Annotated in this window: 18 protein-coding genes and 1 pseudogene; 12 read left to right on the top strand and 7 right to left on the bottom strand. The window is 53.7% G+C overall.

Going from position 1 to position 22,296, the window contains the following annotated elements:
• The first annotated feature begins 29 nt into the window (after window positions 1-29).
• The 3 genes from lepB to OH491_RS07295 all read left to right on the top strand — a co-directional run bounded on the left by lepB (window position 30) and on the right by OH491_RS07295 (window position 2,697).
• Window positions 30-512 carry a signal peptidase I gene (lepB, locus tag OH491_RS07305; RefSeq protein WP_342750948.1) on the top strand — a complete coding sequence of 161 codons (483 nt, stop codon included), beginning with the start codon at window positions 30-32 and terminating at the stop codon, window positions 510-512.
• Between the two features lie 142 nt (window positions 513-654).
• Entirely contained in the window at window positions 655-1,866 is a 1,212-nt protein-coding gene (locus OH491_RS07300; protein WP_084442763.1) for an IS701 family transposase, read from the top strand.
• A 186-nt stretch (window positions 1,867-2,052) separates the two neighbouring features.
• Window positions 2,053-2,697, top strand: a complete 645-nt coding sequence (locus OH491_RS07295) for a hypothetical protein (protein ID WP_145929166.1) — start codon at window positions 2,053-2,055, stop codon at window positions 2,695-2,697.
• A 121-nt stretch (window positions 2,698-2,818) separates the two neighbouring features.
• Here the strand turns inward: OH491_RS07295 and OH491_RS07290 are convergent, their stop codons facing one another.
• From OH491_RS07290 to mobF, 4 genes are all read right to left on the bottom strand, one after another.
• On the bottom strand, window positions 2,819-3,598 hold the full coding sequence (locus OH491_RS07290; protein WP_342750946.1) for an AAA family ATPase: 780 nt from the start codon (window positions 3,596-3,598) through the stop codon (window positions 2,819-2,821).
• A 147-nt stretch (window positions 3,599-3,745) separates the two neighbouring features.
• Window positions 3,746-5,230 (bottom strand): type IV secretory system conjugative DNA transfer family protein, encoded by a 1,485-nt coding sequence (locus OH491_RS07285; RefSeq protein WP_068773298.1) that lies wholly within the window; start codon window positions 5,228-5,230, stop codon window positions 3,746-3,748.
• Between the two features lie 107 nt (window positions 5,231-5,337).
• Complete coding sequence (locus OH491_RS07280) at window positions 5,338-5,763, bottom strand: hypothetical protein (RefSeq protein WP_068773297.1); 426 nt, start codon at window positions 5,761-5,763, stop codon at window positions 5,338-5,340.
• On the bottom strand, window positions 5,760-8,591 hold the full coding sequence (gene mobF / locus OH491_RS07275; protein WP_068773296.1) for a MobF family relaxase: 2,832 nt from the start codon (window positions 8,589-8,591) through the stop codon (window positions 5,760-5,762). Before mobF ends, OH491_RS07280 begins: the two co-directional genes overlap by 4 nt.
• Window positions 8,592-9,336: 745 nt before the next feature.
• On the opposite strand from mobF, the gene OH491_RS07270 reads away from it, so the two are divergent.
• From OH491_RS07270 to OH491_RS07235, 8 genes and pseudogenes are all read left to right on the top strand, one after another.
• A complete protein-coding gene (locus OH491_RS07270; protein ID WP_068773312.1) occupies window positions 9,337-9,684 on the top strand; it encodes a hypothetical protein in 348 nt (115 codons plus the stop codon).
• Between the two features lie 183 nt (window positions 9,685-9,867).
• Window positions 9,868-10,068: pseudogene (locus OH491_RS07265) on the top strand (IS66 family transposase); the annotation flags it as partial.
• Between the two features lie 370 nt (window positions 10,069-10,438).
• On the top strand, window positions 10,439-11,020 hold the full coding sequence (locus OH491_RS07260) for a hypothetical protein (protein WP_342750945.1): 582 nt from the start codon (window positions 10,439-10,441) through the stop codon (window positions 11,018-11,020).
• Between the two features lie 38 nt (window positions 11,021-11,058).
• The gene (locus OH491_RS07255; RefSeq protein ID WP_342750944.1) at window positions 11,059-14,487 is read left to right on the top strand and encodes a hypothetical protein; all 3,429 of its coding nucleotides are present in this window, start codon (window positions 11,059-11,061) and stop codon (window positions 14,485-14,487) included.
• Window positions 14,484-14,939, top strand: coding sequence for a hypothetical protein (locus OH491_RS07250; RefSeq protein WP_342750943.1), 456 nt, complete (start codon window positions 14,484-14,486; stop codon window positions 14,937-14,939). The genes OH491_RS07255 and OH491_RS07250 overlap by 4 nt, the downstream gene beginning before the upstream one ends.
• Complete coding sequence (locus OH491_RS07245; protein WP_342750942.1) at window positions 14,936-16,153, top strand: hypothetical protein; 1,218 nt, start codon at window positions 14,936-14,938, stop codon at window positions 16,151-16,153. The genes OH491_RS07250 and OH491_RS07245 overlap by 4 nt, the downstream gene beginning before the upstream one ends.
• Window positions 16,154-16,521: 368 nt before the next feature.
• The gene (locus tag OH491_RS07240) at window positions 16,522-17,712 is read left to right on the top strand and encodes an IS256 family transposase (protein ID WP_334319428.1); all 1,191 of its coding nucleotides are present in this window, start codon (window positions 16,522-16,524) and stop codon (window positions 17,710-17,712) included.
• A gap of 137 nt (window positions 17,713-17,849) precedes the next feature.
• Complete coding sequence (locus OH491_RS07235; protein ID WP_342750941.1) at window positions 17,850-18,026, top strand: hypothetical protein; 177 nt, start codon at window positions 17,850-17,852, stop codon at window positions 18,024-18,026.
• A 291-nt stretch (window positions 18,027-18,317) separates the two neighbouring features.
• Here the strand turns inward: OH491_RS07235 and OH491_RS07230 are convergent, their stop codons facing one another.
• The 3 genes from OH491_RS07230 to OH491_RS07220 are packed head-to-tail and all read right to left on the bottom strand — an operon-like array spanning window position 18,318 to window position 21,514.
• A complete protein-coding gene (locus OH491_RS07230) occupies window positions 18,318-18,917 on the bottom strand; it encodes a tyrosine-type recombinase/integrase (RefSeq protein ID WP_342750940.1) in 600 nt (199 codons plus the stop codon).
• Window positions 18,918-18,957: 40 nt separating this feature from the next.
• On the bottom strand, window positions 18,958-19,305 hold the full coding sequence (locus OH491_RS07225; protein ID WP_342750939.1) for a site-specific integrase: 348 nt from the start codon (window positions 19,303-19,305) through the stop codon (window positions 18,958-18,960).
• Window positions 19,295-21,514: a tyrosine-type recombinase/integrase gene (locus tag OH491_RS07220; RefSeq protein ID WP_342750938.1), complete on the bottom strand. Its 2,220-nt coding sequence runs from the start codon at window positions 21,512-21,514 to the stop codon at window positions 19,295-19,297. The genes OH491_RS07225 and OH491_RS07220 overlap by 11 nt, the downstream gene beginning before the upstream one ends.
• A gap of 165 nt (window positions 21,515-21,679) precedes the next feature.
• Here OH491_RS07220 and OH491_RS07215 point away from each other — a divergent pair, with 165 nt between their 5' ends.
• Window positions 21,680-22,015 carry a JAB domain-containing protein gene (locus OH491_RS07215; RefSeq protein ID WP_084442423.1) on the top strand — a complete coding sequence of 112 codons (336 nt, stop codon included), beginning with the start codon at window positions 21,680-21,682 and terminating at the stop codon, window positions 22,013-22,015.
• The last annotated feature ends 281 nt before the right edge of the window (window positions 22,016-22,296 follow it).

Below are 22,296 nucleotides of genomic sequence, written 5' to 3'. Positions count from 1 at the left end.
TGACGACTCATTCTATAGATCAATAGCATATGAATAACTCAAACAGGCTGATTTTTTTAAAAAAAGTAGCTATCGTAGGCATCCTGTTTTTATTAACCGGAACTTTGTTTCTTTTTTTTAACATCAAGATCTACAGAATGGACTCAAATTCAATGGAGCCAGTTATTAATAAGGGAGATGTCGTTATTGCTTGGAAACAGAAACGCTACAAACGAGGTGATAGGATATGTTTATTTATGCATCCTGTTTCCATAATGTCTATTAGGACAATCGCGGCAACCGCCGGAGACGTTTTAGAGGTCGAAGAAAACACATTGATGATTGGTGATAAAAAATATAATATAAACACATCAACTTATTCATTTTTGAGATCTATAAGTATCTGCGGCGCCATGACGACCCCAATGGGCAAAATATTTGCTGTCTCAGAGAATCCCAATGGGTATGATTCAAAAGAACTAGGTTTTTTTGAAGAAAAAGATGTGGAAGGTGTCGTATTATTTTGGTTTTAAAAGTGAACCTTGCGGGGCAACCAATAGCACGGTATGCCAAGTTGATAGGAGAGCCAGAGGGGCGAGCATCCCCGAAGGTGACTAGCACTACTCCGTTAAGTATGTACTTGAGATACTGGAACGGCCTGGCAGGCTGCGGTGGATGATGACCGCACGGCAGGTAACGAGGATACGAGGGCAGTTGCAGAGTTTCGTGGAGGAGTTCGCGGAGGATTTGGGGCGGAGCGAACGACGGCACTGGTGCGGCAAGTATCTGGAGGGTCTTTTGCGAGAAGGGGAGCGCAAGTCGATCGAGCCGCTGGCCGCACGGGTCGAAGGCGACGAGCAGGCGCTGCAGCAGTTCGTCAATCAGAGTCCGTGGGATCACCGGGCCGTGCTCCACCGACTGCGCCAACAGATGCGGGCGTCGGCGCTGGCGGGAGGGGTGCTGGTGCTCGACGACACCAGCCTGGCCAAGCAAGGGCGGCACTCCGTCGGAGTCGCTCGCCAGTATTGCGGTGCCTTGGGCAAGATCGCCAACTGCCAGAGCATCGTGACCTGGCATTGGATGGACAAGGCGGGACTGCACTGGCCGTTGGCCGCAGAGCTCTACCTGCCTGCCGAGTGGACCGAGGATACGCTGCGGATGAGCCGGGCGGGAGTGCCGCCGGCCGAGCAACGCTTCCGCGAGAAGTGGCGCATCGCGCTCGATTTGCTCGAGGAAATGAAGCCGCAGTTGCCGGCCTATCAGGCGATCGTCTTCGATGCCGGCTACGGAGTGGTGCAGCCCTTGCTGGCAGAACTGGAAGAACGGGCGGAGCCCTACGTGGCTCAAGTTCCCGGTAACATCGCCGCGTGGCCAGACGCGGCCGTGGCCATCCACAAGCCGACTCGTCGCGGTCGGCCACGACAACACGCCCTCGTGGAGGATCCGGCGATGCATCCCCTCACTATGGTCGGGTGGCGGGATAAGCTTCTACAGGAACCGGACCGATGGGCTCAGGTCCGATTGCCACGAGCCGACGGTGCCGGCGTCCGAGCTGTGGCCGTACGAGTGCAGGCATCCCAACGAGGCAGCCGTTGGCGCCAGCCTGGCGCAGCCCGTTGGCTGCTGATCGAGCAACTCAGCGACCAGACCTTCAAATACCATCTGTCCAATCTTCCGTCCGACACCCCGACGGCAGAGTTGGTCCGGCTCGCGCACCAGCGCTGGGCCATCGAACAGGGCTACCAACAATTGAAGGAGGAACTCGGGCTCGACCACTTCGAGGGCCGTTCCTGGCGGGGGCTGCACCATCATCTCACGCTGTGCTTCCTCGCGTTTTGTTTCCTGACCAAACTGCGGTCGTCAAAAAAAACGACCCTCGCTGCCTGAAGTCCGCCGCTGGCTCATGGAGGCGCTGGCCCTTTGCTCCTGTCCGCACTGTCAGACCCGCTTTACTCGCTCCGGGATCATCCTCGATTCATCGTAGTCTTTACTTAACGGAGTAGTGCTAGGAAGCCGTGTTTTCGCGATCCACATCGCTTTGGAGGATGTGGCGTAGCTCCATAATACAATATCATGGATAAAATAAATATTGTTATCGGTTACGATGCAAGAAAGCCATTGAGTTATCTCAAATCGCTATGGCCTTCAGAAAGACGAATGTCGTATTTGCTCAGCGAAAGCTGCTTAATTCCGTTATCTATCGATTTTCTGGCATGGCCTTCTATATTTGATAACAATCATATTGGGGTAGGTTTGCCTAGCGATCATAAAAAACAACTGGGCATGGGCACTATTCCGATGCCAACTTGGGTAGGGCCATATTATCCATTTTGGGAGGATGCCGCAGAAATAATAAAATACGCCAATATGCATGATGGCAACTGGGTGTTAATAAAAGTAGAAAAATCGAGCAAACGTGGTGATGAGCAAGTTGTGACTTCAAATATCCGCATGAATGATGAAATACAATGGCTGTTCTGTGGTTTCGATGTTGCCGATGAGGGTTTTACATCAAGTGTCACCAATTTTAATAGCCCTCTGATTCCTTCTAAAATTAAACATGATATATCTAGGATTTTGAATGAAAACGGCTTGTTCGCATCAATAAGTGATGCCTTGGCGTGGGCGGATATCGTCAATAGAAAGGTACCCGAAATGCCCTCCCAGTTTATATATAAACTTTACATGGCTATTTGCAAAGGAGAGGCTTATTCGTAAGGGGCAGGTTAATTACGCATTGTGCGTGAGCGCGGAAGATTGAGGTTATTAACTAAATTTATAAGAACAATCCACTCATGATTAGTGAACCACACAAGCCAACCAAAGCACGGTGAAACCTTCAATTTCCCAGCAGCCTTCCGGCGATTTTGTCCTGCAAGAACCGCTCGACGGCCCCGCGCATGGGGCGCGCGCCAAGGTTCTTGTGGAAACCGGCCCGCAAAATTGCCTCCACGTCATCGGGAGTGATCATGATCTCATGCCCCAGCTTTCGCAGCCGCGCCAGTTCGCCCGCGATCATGGCCTCGCAAATCTCCCGTTGCACCGCATAGGGCAGCCGTGCAAACACCACCTTTTCCGTCATGCGCCCCACCAGTTCGGGACGCAGTGTTTGATTTACCCGCGCCAAGACCGTGCGCTCGATGCTCGCGAACGGCGCGGACTGCATCCGCATGGCTTCCGCCGCGCCGATATTCGACGTGCACACAATATAATATCCTGAAAGATTTTTCCGCTCGCCACTTGCCAGCGTGATGCTCGCGTCATCCAGAATCTGCAAAAACAAATCCAATACCAGCGGATGCGCCTTCTCGATTTCATCAAACAAAAGCGTCCCGCCATTTTTTCCGCCACCGCCACCCTGCACGGCCTCCATCTCCGCCTTTGCCAGCGCCCGGCCCAGCAAACCAATATCACCGACTTTCTCGCCAATCAACTTCTCGACCGATGCCTGATTTTGGTATTCCGACATGTCAAAGCGCAGCGGCTTTGCCCCGCCGAACAACCACCCCGTGAACGCATTGGTTATCTCCGTCTTGCCCGTCCCGGTCGGGCCGACAAAAAGGAACGAGCCTTTTGGCCGGCCCGGATGGGAGAGGCCGAGTTCGCCGCGCCGCAGCACCGATTCCACGCACCCGATGACATGCGTCTGCCCCTTGATGTGCCCGCGCAGATGCGCGCCGAGACCGCGAAGCTGTTCGCGCCGCTGGCGGAACCAGTCGTCGCCGATATTTTTAATGGGCCGAAATTCCCTCATGGCAAAACGAGCTTAACGAAACCACCCGCACACGCGCCCGTCCGCATCGCGCGGCGGCAGCACCACGCGCCTGAACCCGGCCTCGCAATGTTGCACGACCGCCTGAAACTTACGCAGCCGCCGGAACTCGTGCGGCTCTATATAATACTTTTCCTCCTCGGAATACGACATCGTCCGCTTGCCGGCGGAATAACCATACGTGCGTTTCCGGTATTTCTTCTTGCCGAGCGTGTCGGCGGCGATTTTCGCGGATTCCTCATCGGCGGCCTTGAACATGATGCGGTTCGCCATGTTCGCGATAAAAACCCTGGCCTTTTGCTCGTCGCCAATCGGCGGGATAAGTGACGTGTAACTCTGCGTCGCCGCGACAACCGTCGCCCTGGCCTCGCGCATCACATCCACGACATTGTAATCACTCGTGCCGTCGTGATTCGCCGTCACGATTTTTTGCGCTTCGTCAGCCCATAGGACAAGCAGGTTATCATTCGCCCGCTCCTTAGAGTTCCGGTCGAAGCGCAGCAGCACATGCGAATAGAACACGAGCTTGAGCAGCGTGTGAATGTATCTGCGTTCCGTTTTGAAACGTTGCGGAATCGAAACGCAAATCACCTTGCCCCGGTCGATCTCCGCAAACGAAAGCGTCGATTTCTCGGGACAAAACACCTTCGCGATGTCGGGATGCGTAAAATGCTTCAACCGGTTCGCCAGCGTGCCGCGCACGCCGCCCAGTTGATCCTTCGGCTGGCTGGCGATTTGCGTTTCGTAATATTCCATCAGTTCGCGCGACTCCGGCGTGTTTTTTTCATCCAGCATGCCGATAATGTCCTTCGTCCATGCGTCCGATGAGAGCATTTCATAGGCGTGGTTGAGCGTGATGGACAACCCGGCGCACTCCAGCGCCTGAAACGCAAAATCCATCTGAATTTCCGCCTGGGTCTTGAAAAACGACTGGTCGCCGTCCTGCCCGAGCGAGGCGGCGACATCGCAGACATCCTTCGCCTTGGCCGAAAAGGGCAGGCGCGCGTCCTCAAGATAATTAAACGTGTGCGGCGGCTCCCAGTCCGCAGGCGCGCCGTCCGGTCGCACTTGCAGCAAAATCAAGTCCTGTTCGCGCCCGAGGTGCCTGAACATCTCTGAAAGCGTCTCCCAGTACAGCCCCTTGTCATCGATGCAAATGCCACCCCAGCGCGGGCAGTTTTTCGAGACCTGCCAGAGCATGGCATTGATGGCCGAGAGCGTTTTTCCCGAACCCGTCTCGCCCGTCACCAGCCAGCCCCGACAGAAATCATTCAGCGACCACGAAAACCCGCCCAGCGTCAGAATCGGCCTCACACGCGGGCGACCGCGCGCCGCCATGACTCCGCACGTCACCTGCCAGACGGCAAAAATACCGAACACCGCCGTCATCGTCAGCGCCGCGCTCGGCGACATACCGGCCCGCCGCGTGAAAAACGCGCAGCCAAGACTCACGGCGGCGAGAAGAAAACGAAACAACATAAGTGCAAATGCCGCGCGCGACCTTGCACGCAGCCTCGCCATTATGCCCGAAAACACCGCGCCCGGCTTGGACATTCAGACCATTTTCAGGGACGAAACGACCATGCTTATTTTGCCACCACGTTTATTTCCGAAACCACGGGCGCGGGTGCGGCGACGCCCGCCGTGGCAGCCTGGTAGCTTTCCGAAACCTCGCGCAATTCACGCAGGGCGGACGCCCCGATGGCATCGACCACGCCGCCGAGGTTGTGACCGCGCACGGAAACATCGTGGCTCATAAAGACCAGGCGCAAACGCTCATGGCCGCCAGCGTCACCGCCAGTCGCGGCCTCCGGTTCGTAACCCACGCCCTGGAAACAAGCCCACGGCAGCAGCCAGCATTGTTTGTCCCGCCTTATGAGGCGCAGGAATGGCGACGGTACCGCCGAAGCCTCGCGTTTTTCGGACGCGGCATGGCCGTTTCCGGACGATGTGATGTTGCCACCGGCGGCCCGGGCCAGACGGTGGCGTTCGATTTCATTTTTCAGGCTCATAATTGTATTTCCCTTGATTGGTCTTGTTGCGGTTGCTGTTTCTGTTGCGGAGGCGGCACCCATTGCCGGAGCGATTCGTGCAAACGTTGCTGCGCCTTCAACGACAATTGGTGCTGGAATGCCTCCTTGAGTCTCTGGCGCACGGCCTCGGCGGTGGCCTCGTCCGGCTTGATGGACAGCGCCAGCTCGCGGTCGGACTCGCGCTCGACATTCAGCCGCAGCGCCTCCTTGTCACTGGTGAACACGACAATCTTTTGCCGCGCCCTCGAAATCCCCACATACCATTGCTGACGATTCATCGGCGCCTGCTCGCCATCGTGGGCGACAAGCACGGTGTCAACCGTCTTGCCTTGCGAGGCATAGGTCGTGACCGCGTAGCCGCGCACAAACATCCGCTGCGACACCGCGAGCGTTTTCGTGACACCCGCGTCATCACGCACCCGGATGCGCCCGTCCTTCATCACGCGCCGCATCGTGACCAGTTCGCCGTTGCGAATCGCCGCCCCCTCAACGGATTTTCCATTGAACTTCATCTGCAAGCGGTCGCCGCGCGCCAGTTCCAATTCATTCGTCCTGGTGACGACAAAGCGGTCCGCGCATTTGTAGCTCACGGTCGTGGTGCGGCCGTCCTTGCGCAGCGTCACGCCATGCTCACCGGCACCGGCAATCTCGCACCAATCGCCCCGCTTGAAACGTCCGTAGCCGCGAACAAAGAAGACACCCGCATCCGGCGTGTAGAAGCGCGCATCGTGCTTTTGCGCCTCGCTCAAATCCGCCGACTGCCACGACGCCACCAGCCTGCCCGCGCCCCTCCCGCCCAGTTTTCCGGTTTCACACAGACGCGCGCGGATGGCGTCGTTGGCCGCGCGCACATCGTCCCAAGTCTGCGCGACCGCGAGCACCTGTTCCTTGCGATCCAGCGCCCCGCAATATTCGCGCGCCAGTTCCACCATGCGCTCGCCGGCATCCAGTTCGCGAATGCACCCCATCGCATCCAGTTTGTCGAATGAATCAACCAGCCGGCCCTCCGCTGCCGCCTTCACCGCCGAGCGGTAGTTTCGCACAAACGCCTTTTCCTCCCGCGACGTCACCGCCTCCGGGTCCTGTCGCCGGATTTTTTTCAAATGCACCGTCTGCAAATTCGTGTGCTCCTCGATGGCGCGCAGCGCGTCCGAGGCGGCCACCGCGCCCTGCTGCCGTGTGTCGCCCGACAGGATCAACCGCCCGCCGCAGGCCCGCACCCGGTCAACCAACGCGCGCATGTCACGCCCGCCGATCTGCCCGGCCTCATCGACAATCACGACCGCTCCGTGCGGCAATTGCCCTCCCGCACCTCCCGCCAGCAGCTTCGCCAAGGTGTCTGCCGAGGCCATGCCGTCGCGACGCAAGTCCGCCGCCTGCTGGTGCTGCGGCGCGAACACGCGCACGGGATGCCCCGCCGCCTCCAAGCCCCGCACGACCTCCCGCACCGCAAATGTTTTCCCCACTCCCGCCGCCCCCTGGAACACCGTGATAAAATCCCGGCTGCGCAGGATGCGCAGCACCGCCCCGCGCTGTTCCGCCGACAACGACTCCGCCGGTTGATACCCCGCGTTGAACGCGGCATGGCTGCGCATCCCGTTCTGCGCGTCGAGCACGAGGGAAAACTCGCACACCAGCGCCTCGCGGTTGGTCAGCTTGCGCGACTTCGCATCGAGGATGTAATCGCGTTTCTCCATCTCGTTTTCCAAGTCCTCCGGGGAAAAATTCTGACCGCGACCACGGGCCAGCGCCGCCGACATCAGCTCGTAGTCGCCGACCACCGAGCGGCGCTCAAACAGGTGCGCGTCCGCCCACGCGACAAACCCGGGCAGCCCGCATTTTTCCGCAGCCACCGGCGGCAGCGGCGGCGGCAGGCGCGACGGTTCCAGTTTTGCCAGCGCCTCATGCTCGGAGGCGGGCATTTCCGAGGCCCAGCGCGGACGTAGCTTTTCCGCGCACAGGCTCCTTATTTTGCGCCGCCGCTTGTCCTGCGCGACCTGCGCGCGCAGCTCTTTTTCATTCCCGCGCACCCCCTCCGCTTCGATGCGTTTTTTCGTCTCCGCATCAATCTGTTGATGGCGTTTGGAAAAGCGGGCAACCACGCTCTCCGGCACCCCCTGAATCTCAAATCCCGTCGGCGTGTTGACGATCTCGTAACCGAAATTTCTCAGTCCCTTCGCCAGCTCATGGTAGTAAAGATTCTCGGCAAATTTTTGCGCCCGATACATGCCCGTCGCGTGAAGCGCCTTCCACTTTTCCTCCGTCCAGTCGTAGGTCGCATTGAACACCACGCAATGCGTGTGCAGATGCGGATCAAGCTCCCGACTGGTATCGTGCCGGAACAGCGCGGCGGCAATGCCGCCGGTCACGCGCTCGCCATTTTCTCCGTCCTTGCGCACGCGCGTCTCGGCGAACTTTTCCAGTTCATCGACCATCACGCGGACGGCCCGGTCATGGAGCTCGATAATCCGGGCATCCTGATACAGAGCGACCACCGAGACCGACTTCGGTGGGCTGACCACAAAATCGTAAAACACGCGCCGGTTCGACACCGTGTGCCCGTCCTCGCGACGGGTCGTGTTGTGCCGCATCGTCAAGCCTTGTCCGGTTTCCGGGTGCTGACCCTCGCACATCGCCAAAAAACTTTTTTCGTCCACGATGCCGTCGAGCCCGAGCATCGACGCGGCGACGCCGCGCCACTCGCCGCGCACCACATGGCCGTCCATGTAGTAGTCGCCCGTCGCCAGATGCTCGCGAAAATACCCCTCCGCGTTGGACAGATTCAGTTGCGGCTTGGCCGTCAGCATGGCAGCACCTCCCTCGCGACGCGCGCGCGGATAATGCGGACAGGCCGCGCCCACCCGGAACGCACCTGCGTTCTTTTTGAGCAATACGCATCTCCCCTTGCGCTCAGGCGCAATGATTTTTTCGGGCCTTGCATGACCGCAGCCTACCGGAGGCGCGCGAAAAGAAATAGGGGCGGTATCTACATTCCAAATACCCGGATTTCCAGCGACACACGCGCGGCGCACAGGTGCGACCGCATGACGCCTGTCCGCACCGCCCGACCTTCACGAAATCGCGCCGCGCCCCTGCGTGCCTTGTGGCGCGGCGCGACCTCGTGAGGCGCGGGGACGCACCGGCGCACGGACGGGGAGCCAGAACGGCGGCGGGCGGAGGCGGGGCGCGGGTGTTCGCGCGCCGCCGGTGAAGCGTCGGCCCTCTTTTTTGCGCGCCTCCGCCCGCCGCCGTCCATGCTCCCCTGGCGCGGGAAAACACTCCGCATTCTGCTCCGTCGGAAATGCGGGCAATGGCCGCACGAGACGCCACCGGGCATTGAAAGATCTGCCCTGCCTGCTGTCCGCTCAGTGTGCCACACCCGTCAATGTCGTCACGGCTCGACCAGGCTCGCCGTGCTCCACACCGGACGCCTCCGCACCTGCTCCGGCGTCCTTTGACTGGGTGTGCCTTCGGAGCGGCGGAATCAGGCAGTGACCGGGATGACCCGGCAACGACGTCGGGAACGGACTGCGCCTGATTTCATTTCCGAACATGAATCAAAAGGCTCAAATCAAACGCGACCTCGCCAGAACCGAAAGCACCCAGGCCATCGAAAAGCTCCGCAAGAATTACCTGAAGGTCGGCGACACCGTTTACGTCTTCCTCCGCCACACCAGCAGGAGCGGCACGTGCCGATGGGTTGACCTCTACACCGTGCGCGAAAACAAGCCGCTGCGCATCACCTGGAGCGCGGCCAAGGCGCTGGCCACTCGATACGATTCGCGACGCGAGGCCATCTGTGTGGAGGGAGGAAACTTTGACTGCGGCCACTCGCTCGTGCACGACCTCGCGTGGCGGCTTTTCGGCAATAGTGACGCCCTTGACCACCGCTGGCTTTGACCGGCATCCGGCGGCTCCACACATGACGCGGCAGGCGTTCACCTTCGTCGTGTTTTTATCCGGGCAACCGCGCGCGGACAATCATACCGGCTGTCCGCCTGCCCGCATTTACTGGCGCGACAAATCGCACCCCGCGTTGAACTGCCTGCCGCTGCGTGTTCCGACATTGTGCCACACCCGTCAATGTCTTGCTCGCCCTCGCAAGCTCGGGCTGCGCTCCACACCGGCTACCTGCTCGCGCAGTGGGCTCCGCTGTCCCGCCATGTCGGACGAGGCCAGTCCCAGCTCGACAACAACCTAATTGAAAACGCCATCCGCCCCACTGCGCTAGGCAAGAAAAACTGGCTGTTCATCGGTCACCCTTATGCCGGTCGCCACGCCGCCTCCTCTATTCAAACATTGTTTCTTGCCTACGCCACAGCAAGGATCCTGCCGCCTACTCCTGACTGGCATTCACCGACGCCTTCTCCAACACCGGCTTCAATCGCCGCTGAAACTCGCTCAGCAGCTTCCTGTTCCTTAAATCGGATTCTTTCAGCTTCGATTGCTTCTCTGGACGCGACTGGCGCATCCCCTCCTTCATAACCTAATCCAATTTAAAATTACAGTTACAATTCTGTCTCCGCTTTGCTACAAACAATACACCAAAATATAGCACTTTGCATGCCGAATACTACTGATGGAGATGCGCATACCCAATTTTTTCTCATTTTTTTGATCGGCAAATTCTCAACTATCCGACATTCATGGAGGCGTGTCGCTTCCCACCCTCAAACCAGCGGGTCTCCATGCCTCTTGCCGGATTATTGCAGTAGCAGTGAAGCAGACGAGGAAACTCCTCGCTTGGCTCCCAATCGCCTCTGGTGCATCGCTTGGAGCCTTAGGCTTACGCTTTATCGCAGAGGTTTCTTTGACCGCTCCCGGCCCTGAACAGGCGTCACATTCTACGCTTTCGCTAACCATAGCAAATGAAGATAATCGGCCTCAAGCATCGCCCAAACACATCAAAAATCTGCCTGCAACGACTGCTATATCCCTACTGAATCGTTACTACCCTTACCAAGATGGGCAAAATCGTGATGAATTATGGGCATCCGTTTCACTTACAGTTCATGGCTTAAGCAGATTGAGGATCCTTCGTCAATATCTTCCCAATGCGATCTGCCGTGACCAGCCTCTAGCCCATACCCCATTTTATCAGCCCATCCTTACTAAATCGAAGCCACAAATCATATCCGGTGCTCTTTCGTTCGCCTCACCTTTGTCCACCCGCCGTTGGGAAGCCCACCACTCCATCACCACCACTTGTGAGGTGAAGCTCTTAAGAGATTTCTAAAACTATACATTTGTCCACTTACTCAATCCTTGCTTTATATGACACAGTCTTCCGCAATTAAGCAATTTCAGCGTCAATTTTTCAAAAGATCAGATATCAAACATCGAAAGCATATAGCAACAGATGCCAAGAGAAAAGGGGATTTGATATTTAATAAAACGATCTTTCATTATTTCGACAAAACTCTAGTCAATCCGGCTATAGTTGGAATAATCTCACCCAAGAGCCCCGAGGGAATACGCGCCTTCAGCTTTACATCATACCATACAAATGATCTCAAGCTGGAGATTAAATGGCTCTTGGGTTATTTATTATCACAGTGCGCCAAGATTACTCATCAATTGGAACTAGTCAAGTCCTATTCCACTTGTTTCTTACTAGGAAAGTATGACAACTGTCGGATTATATTGAATGATTATAAAAATAAATTTGGATATTGCTTTTGGATCATAGAAAATGAAGCTATTTTACTAGAGCAGGAAGGCGGAGCAGGTGCAAGCAACTATTATTTAGATAATATAATACAAAAAATAAACGATCAGACAGCACGCATGATTGCGTATTTTCTTTGCGTAAAAGCTCAACGAAAAACATCTCTACCCGTGCTAGAGTCACGCATTAACAAAACCTGGGGAAAGTCAACTGACGGAGGGTTCTTCGGCAGCTATTTAACACTCCATGTATTACACCACAAAAAACCGACTAGGGATTATCTATCATCGCTTTGCTGTACTATAATGGGAGTTCCTCTTTTTGATCGTTACCGTCTTTTTAAACGAATACTTAAGGGGATGGTCGCCACAGATTTTGATGATCAAATACGGGATGCACTGGATATCCTCTATAAGGAAAGTGGAGATGAAGACTTAGCGGAAGTTTTGCATGAAATCGATTGTGCTTTTTCCATTCCCAAATGGCTAGAAACACATATTTCTTACGCAGAGACTTATTTCAGAGGAGATTACGAGAAAGTAATCATGGAAGGGCGAAAAAAAATAATAAATGGAACCATATTATTGGAAGATATGAAAATTTTTTCTCGTGCTCTTTTTTATCAATCTCGCTCCCCTGAATTATTAGAGCTGTCCCCTTCTCCAATTTACGATCTATTACTAGCGTTTCAACATCAGAACCAAGTAGGAAAAGATTATCTTCCTGCATTAGAACGAGTGCTTCAAATAACCTCAGATTCACTTATTACGCATGATCTTTCAGCACTTGTCGCATTGGAGCGAAAGATGTCAACAGCCAGCAGTAAGGACGATGAGTATATAAATGGTCGGAATTTTTTTACACTATCCCATGCTTATAGTGATCGTAATTCACTATGGCGTCAATTTCTGAATAACACATTTCCTATTGATTGTTGTATAAAATACTACTTTTCCAGCGAATACGATATCGATTTCGTTAAATCTAAGATAAATGAAATTCCATATTGCAGAATCATGAGATGGGAAGCAAAAATCCATTTTTCGAAAGGAAATATTAATGTGGGTACGGCTGTGTGCAAAAAGATAATTGCAGAATTGATCACTAATTTTAATGGTCCTAAAAGTACGGTTCGTTCTGTCCTGAGAGAACTCATTTTGGCTTCAGTCGAATATCATTTTTTTCAACCTGCGCTAGAAGCAATTGTAGAGATTTACATTGAAACACAAATCCTCCCTGATACAGAAGCACTAAATATTCTCCTCTATTCGATTGATGAAATGAGTTCTTTTGGTTCTGAGGAATTGCTTAATTACTCGATTTTGTTGTCACTCGGAAATGCTAATGTAAAAAATACAGCACATGCGTATGAGGCCTTTCTACTGGCACAGCAGGTAAAAACTCCGCATGAATTTATGGCTTCAGATAAATACATAAGGACCAGCAAACAGAGGCTTTTTTTAAAGCATGTCTGCACTAAGGAGGTTTTAGCAGAGTCAATAGAGTTTTGCTCAACGGATGACCTAGAAACCGAGCGTTTAATAGTTTGTGGACGATTAAAAGATGAAACTGAAAGTAATCTGTATGAAATTGAACAAGAAATCAAGCAGCTGACTGATTCCATTGCTATAAGACGAGGATTGAAGGCTGTCGCTGAGAGTAAAGTTTATGCTGATGAATCGGGGCTGCGTATCGCACGTGCAGCCCATTATAGAGATCTCATATTGCGCTATAAGGATGCAATAATGTTCGACAAAATGGGATTTTATCCACTATCGATGGACCAATTGGTGCCTAATATAGAAGATAAACGTAGCCTCAAAGAGGCAAAGTTGTTTTTAATTAATGTTCCTGGATTTGAGGCATTTAAGGAAATATTCAATACAATTCGTGAAGATTTCACATTGAGCAATGAATTTGGATTAGATTCATACCTAAGTGTAAGAATTAGACATGGTGTCTTGCTTGGGCAACTCAGGAAGCCGTTTGAAATTCATCACTTGATTACCAAGCGCGCCAGTTCTGACTCGAAATATATAATTAATGAGCATTGGGAGGGAGAGTTTTCAAATGAAGAAAACACTGGCGTTATTCAGCCTTCACTTGCGAAATTATCATCAAAAGTAGATGCAATAATTAATGAAATAAATAATTCGTGGTTACGTATCAGCACGGAAAAAAATCCAAAAGTTGGATCTAGATTTAACTTTGAATTTTCTGATATCGAGCTAGCCCAGCTATATGAAGATATTAATGCAGTGATAGCGTCGGAAACGGAAATTTTAAATTTAATTTTTCGAGCACTATGGAAAAGAATAGAAGAAAATATTAAGATAATTCGATCCGATCTCGGACGCAACACGCTAAATACATTAATTGGTGAAATTAATGAAGTTGAGGCTAAAATCAAAGGAGAATTGACGGCAAGCCGAGGAGCGATGAACTTGTCACACGCACTAGCTAAGTGTCGCACAGATTTACAATATGAGCTGGAGAAAATCTCTGCTTGGTTTCAGTTACCTAAAAATAATTCCGAAGGAGAATTTTACTTAAGTACGCCAATTACTATTGCAGTACAATTAACCAAGGAATTGAATTTAAAGACAACAATCAACTCTAACTCCGATATCATGGATATGATCAGCATATCTAACAAATATTTCACAACATTTGTGGATATGTTTCTTTTACTTTTAAGTAACGCAGTTAAGCATAGTGGGTTGCAGGAATCATCGATAGATATTAAGATAAGTGGACATGTTACACGAGAAAGTATGACAATTAATATTACAAACAAACTATGCGATTCAGTCTCCGTAAAGGCTGTCCATGAGGTAGTAAACGAGAGGTGGCGCCAAGCACTAATGGACAATACGCGGGATGCCGTAAGGGCGGAGGGGGGTAGTGGCTTATTTAAACTTCATAAACTTCTGAAATATAATTTGAAAGAACATGTTCCTCGTGTCACATTCTCCACTCCATCATCACATGAATTTTGTGTCACCATAGCTCTGAATCCAAATAATTTAAAATGAAAGTCCTTATTGTTGAAGATGACAGAAATAAACTCGCAAATATCAGTGGCTTTTTGCGCCAAAACATACCCGAATTAATATTGAGTGAGAGCTATTCGTATCAGAGTGGATTAAAGAATATAAGAAAAGAGCAATTTGATTTTTTGATCCTCGATATGAGTTTGCCAAATTACGACATTAACGCCGAGGAATCCGGTTTTAAGTTTAGGCATTTTGCAGGCAGTGAACTTCTGGATGAAATGAATCGCTATGGTTATATTGTGCCAACATTTATTGTTACTCAGTTTGATACCTTTGGAGAAGGCACAAGCCAGAAAACCCTTGCTGAAATAGATAATGAGTTAATCATAAAATTCCCCAATCAATATTTTGGAATAATATTTTATAGTGCCTCGGAGGAGGCTTGGAAAGCGAAGCTACTCGACTCTGTTTTAAAATACTGTAAGTCATGAAAATTCTTATAATCGAAGATAATGCGGATAAGGCCCAGATGATCTGCCAAGTAGTAAAATCATGTCAGTGTGAAGAGCCAGATGTGTGCACTGATTATATTGGCGCAATAAAGTCTGTAACCGATAATCATTATGATCTTGTTCTAATGGATGTAATTATTCCTAAGCGGTTTGGTGACAAACCTAATGCCGCTAATGGAATAGCATTTCTCAAAGAAACGGCAGATAATTCCCATCTTAAGAAACCTCTTCATATTATCGGAATAACGGCAGATCTAGATACATATGATGGAGCCAATGAGATATTCTCAAGAAATCTTTGGTTTTTATTGCATTATGATCCTACTTACAATGAATGGGAGGAGTCTATTCGCAATAAAATTAACTATATTGGTAATCAACGGGCGACTTCTCAAGGAGGCAGGCAGGCACATGATTTTGATTTGGCAATATTAACTGCCTTACCTTCTGTAGAGTATTCTGCTGTTCGAAACCTGCCATTAAATTGGATGGTAGAGAACCGTCCTTCGGATGCCTCGGATTACTTAATTGGGCGCTATGCAAATGACAATATAACTATTCGTATAGTTGCTGCAACAGCTAATCAAATGGGAATGCCTGCCATTTCTACTTTGAGTTCCAAAGTGATAGCGCATTTTCGTCCTCGATACTTATTAATCGTCGGGATTACCGCTGGATATCGTGACTCATGCCATCTTGGTGATATATTGATATCAGATCAGACTTGGGACTGTGGAAGCGGAAAAAATATCATTGATAGAGGAGAGTCGCGATTTTTACCTAATCCACACTCTATCAGCCTAGATGGACAAATCAAGGATTCCATTTGCAATTTTGTAAATACCAACCAATTTGTGGATGATATATATAGTAAATGGAAAGGCCCTCGGCCCCCTCAGCCTACTAGAGCTATGGTTGGTCCCATGATTTCTGGGGCAGCAGTGATTGCAGATCATAATATAGCCAAGAGCTATAGATCTGTTAATCGAAAGATTATTGGTCTGGATATGGAAACTTATGCAGTTTTCTATAGCGCGCATCATTGCCTTAGACCATCACCAATTCCGATGTCAATTAAGGCCGTTTCTGATTATGCTGATGAAGAAAAATCTGATGACTACCAGGCATATGCTGCATATGCTAGCACAGCATATGCATATGAGTTAATCAAAGCCGGGTTCTTTAATGCATAAATACATGAACGATCTCTAAATATTTCTTTCGGGTAGTCTCTGTAAAGTTCTGGCATGACAAGCCGGCCTCAAGTTACGCAGTGGCGTGCCCAAGGGGGCAGGCAAACGGCGTTGGCGGAGGGAAATGAAAAACTCCATTTGAAGGTAAAAGCATTCGCATCTAGTACAACGAAACTTGACAGACACTACCCGATGCGGAAGCCGCGCTATTATGCAAAGCCGGACGCTACGAGCACACCGAGGAGCGGATAACGTCCTGAATCTTGCGCAGATTTTTTAAAGATGTAGAAGCGAGGGGACCAACCCCGATGAACCAAAATCCTGAAACGACAAATGAAGGCGGCCAAGCAGTCGCCGAGGAAAAAAGCATGCCCGGCGGAGTGATCCGGGTGGACGAGAGCATGGTCAAAAGCCACCTCGACAAAGTGGTGGTGAGTACGGTGGAACAAACGCTCAATGCGATGCTTGATGCCGAAGCCGAGTTGCTATGCAAGGCCGGACGCTACGAGCATACGGACAAGCGCGTGACAACCCGCGCCGGCCATTATGACCGGCAATATCACACCAAGGCGGGCGAAGTGACGCTGCGCATGCCCAAGCTGCGGAAACTGCCGTTTGAGACGGCAATCATAGAGCGTTACCGTCGGCGGGAAAGCAGCGTGGAGGAAGCGCTGGTGGAGATGTATCTGGCCGGGGTGTCGGTGCGACGGGTTGAAGACATCACCGAGGCGTTGTGGGGCAGCCGGGTGAGTCCGTCGGTGCTGAGCGAGCTCAACCAGAAAGTCGCGGTGCAAATCGATGCATGGCGCGGGCGTCCGATCGAAGGCGAACACGTCTATGTCTATCTCGACGGCATCTGGCTGAAACGCAGCTGGGGAGGCGAAGTCAAAAACGTGAGCATCCTGGTGGCGGTCGGTGTGAATGCCGAAGGATACCGCGAAGTGCTCGCCGTCGAGGAAGGCACCAAGGAGGACAAGGCCTCATGGCAAAACTTCCTACGCCGGCTCAAAGAACGCGGGCTCAAAACCGTGAAGCTGTTTATCTCGGACAAGTGCCTCGGTCTGGTGGAAAGCCTCGCGGAGTTTTATCCCGAAGCCAGCCACCAGCGCTGCGCGGTGCATTTTTACCGCAACGTCTGGAGCCTGGTGCCCGCGGGCAAAGTGCGGGAAGTCTCGGCGATGCTCAAAGCCATCCACGCCAGTGAAGACCGCGAATCGGCCCGGATGAAAGCAACGCAAGTAAGCGCAAAACTGCGCGAGATGAAACTGGGAGCCGCCGCGCAACTGGTGGAAACGGGCATGGATGAGACGCTCAATTATTATGCATTCCCCAGCCAGCATTGGCGCTCGTTGCGGACCAACAATCCGCTGGAACGGCTCATGCGGGAGATACGACGGCGAACGCGGGCAGTGGGAGCGTTTCCCGACGGCAACTCTGCGATGATATTGGTCGCAGCCCGATTGCGGCATGTGGCCGGAAGCCAATGGGGCCAGAAACGCTACATGGACATGAGCCACCTCACCGCCGCAAACACGATGGAGTCAAAACAAGCGGCGTGAACTTTAAGTTGAGAGCCGCGCTGCGGCCCGCCAAGCCGGGCCTACGCGCGGCTCTCAACCCTCACGAAAGAACCAACCAACAAAAACAACATATAACCTTCCTCCGCCGACTATGTGCTTTTGTAAATCTGCGCAACTTGACAGACACTACTGAGGAGCGGGTGAACACTACCAAACCCACCGGCACCCCGCGTTGGAACTGCCTGCCGCTGCGTGTTCCGCCATTGTGCCACACCCGTCAATGTAGTCGCGGCTCGACCAGGCTCGCCGCGCTCCACACCGGACGCCTCCGCACCTGCTCCGGCGTCCTTTGACTGGGAGTGCCTTCGGAACGGCGTGAATCGGGCAGAGCCGAGACCACTCCGGCACGGGGCCGGGGAACGGACTTCCGCGCGATTCCGCTAAAAAAACATGCGTATCTTCGAGGCAAAACTGACCTACTCGCTGGTCTCTCCTGGCGAGGCAATCGCCCTCAACACGCCGGTACTTGTCGTCGCCTACCTCAACTCCGCCTTTGAGCAGAGCCCGCTGCATTATGTGCAGCGGCGTATTATGCTGAGTTGTGTGATGCCAGCAGGGGAGTCGCGAGATTTGACTGCGCATAATCATAGAGCCTCCAGAAATGCCAGCAGATGGGAACCCCGCCGCTGGCGCGTGCACACGGGGGGGGTGAGCGGTTGCAGTCGGCGCAGGCAATCTGCCTTCAGTTTTATGTCCGCTTCGACGTAGAGATGCGTAGTGAACGGGCGTTCGTGGCCGAGCCAAAGGGCAATCACTTCGAGGGGAACGCCGGATTGAAGCAGATGCATCGCGGTGGTATGTCGGAAGGTATGCAGTGTGATGTTGCGGGACCTCAGAGAGTGGCAATGTTGGGCGGCGGCTTTGCGCACCGCGAGCGCGAGACGAAAGGCCGCGCCGCTGCGGCCAAGCGGGGCTCCCCGGGTATTGGTGAAAACAGGTTGGTCGGGACGAAGCGCGTGGATCTGGCACCATCGGCGCAAGCGGCGCAGGGTTTGCGGCCAGAGGGGAACGAGGCGTGTTTTACGGCCTTTGCCGTGTAATTGAAGGCTGCGTCCGCGAATATCCTGCGGGCGCAGCGCCAGCGCCTCGGAAATCCGTGCGCCGGTGTTGTAGAGCACGGTGAAAAGCAGATGGTCGCGTTGTCCGGCGGCGGTGTCGCCCGTGGCCGATAGAATCGCGGTCACTTCTTCCCGTGTGAAAACCCATCTGCGGCTTGTCCGTTTTTTAACCGGATGGAGAGCAGCGTTGCGCGGCAGGAAGAAAATCAGGGGCCGATTCGGCAAGGGCAAATCGGGCGAAGCTGCGAAGCGCTGCCAGGCGGTTGTTGCGAGTGCGCACGGTGTTCCCCCGCGAGCGTTCCAGATGGTCGAGAAATGCGAGCGTTGTTTCCGGAGAAAAATGCTCCATGCCGAGAGCATCGATGGAAGTGCGGTAATGTTCTGAGATAAATTGAAGCAGAAGCCGGAACGTGTCGCGGTAAGAACTGACGGTGTGCGCGCTGAGGTTGCGCTGGACAGGCAGGAAATCCGCGAAGAAGCGTTTTATCAATGAGGCGAAGGGATCAGGCTTCATAGTCGGAGCGTCCGTGCCGATGGCGCGCGAAGCGTCGTGACGCCTCCTTGAATGCAGGCGCTTCCGCGCTGACATACCACCAGGTGGCGGCGAGATGGCGGTGTCCAAGATAGGAGGAAAGCCGGAGCAAATGATGTGTGAGGGGCATGGATTGACGACTCCATTCCGTGATCCATCGCGTTGCAAATGTATGGCGCAAATCGTGCGGGCGCGGGCGAAGGCGTTCGCCGTTGCTTTTGATGCCGCGCACAATCTGCGCAAAAGCAATTGAGATGGATGAGGACAAAGCGCGTCCGCGCGGCCCGACAAAGAAATGCTCTCCGGCGGGGACGAGACGCTGGCGCATCCGCTGGTAATCCGCCAGGGCGCGAACGACGGACGGATGCAGCGGCAGCAAGCGCGAGGGGCCGAATTTTGTCGCGGGCACGAGCAGCGTTTTGTTCCCCCGGTCGAAATCGCAGAGACGCAGGCGGCATGCCTCGCCGGAACGCAACCCCGTGCAGGCGAGCAATCCGAAAAATGTTTCAAATGTATGCGCGCGCAACGGAGATCGAAGGAGCGATAGTTTCCGACAACGTTGCAGCATCAAGCGGATTTGCGTCGCGGTATAGAGATGCGGTTGTCGTCGAACCATGTAAGCGCCTAGCAACTGACGCGGCGGAATCTCGACATCGCATTCCAAGAGGGAACAATAACGGGTGAAAGCACGGATCACGGTGAGTCGGCGGTTTTGTTCGTGCGGTTTTTGCCGGGCCCATTTTGTGGCGAGCGCCGCAGTGATGCGACATCCTGGGGCTGGGGTCGCCACAAAGTCCGCAAAGTTGCGCAACAGCCGTTCATCCTCGCGCAGTTTGAAACCAAACGAGCGTCGGTGCGCGAGATACCCGGCAACGAGCGCCGGAAGCGGTTGGCCGGAGGTGTTCATTGCGGCCATGGGCGCGCGAGCGAACGCAGCCCGTCGAGGTCGAGGTGCGTATAGCGTCGGCTGGTTTGCAACCGCCGATGGCCCAGATGATCGGCGATAAGTTTGAGGCTGGTCCCGTGCTGGAAAAGTCGCGTGGCAAATGTGTGGCGGAGTCGATGTGCCGCACCATGCCGCCGGAAATCCGCATTGGCGGTAAAGGCGTTTGACCAGGTCGCCAAGCAACGAACCGGTTATCGGTTGGCCGCACCGGCGACGACGCCGTAGAAACAACGCGTCGCTCGCGCCAGCCGGACGATCCCGCGTAAGATAGACATGCAGGGCGGCGGCGAGCCGGTCGGACAGTGGCAGTTGTCTTTCTCGTCCGCCTTTGATGGATGCGATGGTAATCAAGCCACGGGACAAATCGAGATTGCACACCCGCAGGTTGACCACTTCCACGCGGCGCAATCCCAGTTCGCACAGGCAAAGCAACATGGCGTAATTGCGCGTTCCTTCCAACGGATGCCGGCGGCTGGCGGTCAGGAGGCGTTTGCACTGTGCCTCGGAAAGCACACCGGGATGATAGTCTGCCCCGCGATTGGCAATCGTCGGCACGGACGAAATCAATAGTTGCGAACAATCTCCGCGCAGATGCAGGAACCGGAAAAATGCGCGCAATACGGAACAGCCGCGACTAACCGTGGATATTTTGACGCGGCGCGAACGTTCCGACACATAGGACCAAATATCCTGCGCCCGGACGTCTGCCCAATCCGCCGCACGACGTCCAAACTGCCAGTTCAAATAATCATAGAGAAAATATCGGCACAAAGTACGGGTGCTCCCGGCCAATCCACGATGCGCGACTGCAAAATGGTCAAACGCATCCACCCAGTCAATCCAACCGGCCTGCGGCTTTTCGTAGAAAGTGCCGTTGAACTTCAGCCAGCGTCGCAACGCTGCGCGACAATTATTCCGATTCCGGTTGCTGGCGTGGTCTCCGGACACTCCTAAGAATGTCGGGCAATCCGCAGCGAGACAACTCCGTGATGCGTTGCCCGTGACTGGCAAGATGCGGCCGCGCGCACCGTGACTCGTTGATAAAAGCGGACGATACCATCCGCGTAGCCTTGTCTGCGCAAAAAGGCGGTGAACGGGCCAAAGATAAGATCGACGTCGGCTTGCCAACCTGCGGGTGAAACGATTTTGGCCGACCATGTGCGGCTGGAGGATGAAATTTTGCGTCGCATAAGCTGCTCCACGGATGCCCCGTGGAACAGCTTCCCATACTTCCAGGCTATCCATGCAAATGTGCCCGCTCAAGAAATAACAAGCCGAACGGGTCGCCATCCCAATCAGCTTCAAATGCGATTATGCGCAGTCAAATCTCGCGACTCCCCTGCTGGCATCACACAACTCAGCATAATACGCCGCTGCACATAATGCAGCTTATGCTAAGCACAGCATAAGCTGCAAGAGGCGTTCTACTGTGTTTATCTTGATCGAAAAAACCATCCGCTAGGGCGGCACCTCATCTCGCTTGGAACGGCAACCTCCACCCTGACCTCGCCCCGGGAAGTGTTCCGTGGAGCCATCCTCTCGGGGGCCACCGGCGTGTGCTTGAGTCACAATCACCCTAGCGGGGACCCGGCCCCCTCGACTGCGGACATTCGCGTCACCCATGGCCTGAAGGAAGCCGCAAGGATTCTCGATATCGACCTCGTGGACCACGTGATCGTCGGTGATGTCAATGCCGATCCCCTCAAGGTCGGATACTTTTCCTTCCACCAACAGGGACTGCTCTAAAAGCCATTCCAAGGAAGCCTCCATTGCTGGCGTTCCGGCCCCGGCACTCATCCTTCGGGATGGCGTCAATCGCGATTGCGACCTCAGCGATGGCGAAATCACTGGCGAACGCCGCGCGGCAATGATGCGACTCCCGCCAGCCCCGGCGCATCCGCGCGCTCCATCGTCACCCCGCTTAAAACCCTTGCCTGCTGCGTGTTCCGAATTGTGTCACACCCGTCAATGTATTGCTCGCCCTCGCAAGCTCGGGCTGCGCTCCACACCGGACGCCTCCGCACCTG

Origin of the sequence: Termitidicoccus mucosus, from assembly GCF_038725785.1 — a bacterium.
GTDB lineage: Bacteria > Verrucomicrobiota > Verrucomicrobiia > Opitutales > Opitutaceae > Termitidicoccus > Termitidicoccus mucosus.
This window is presented reverse-complemented; position numbering and strand designations above follow the sequence as displayed.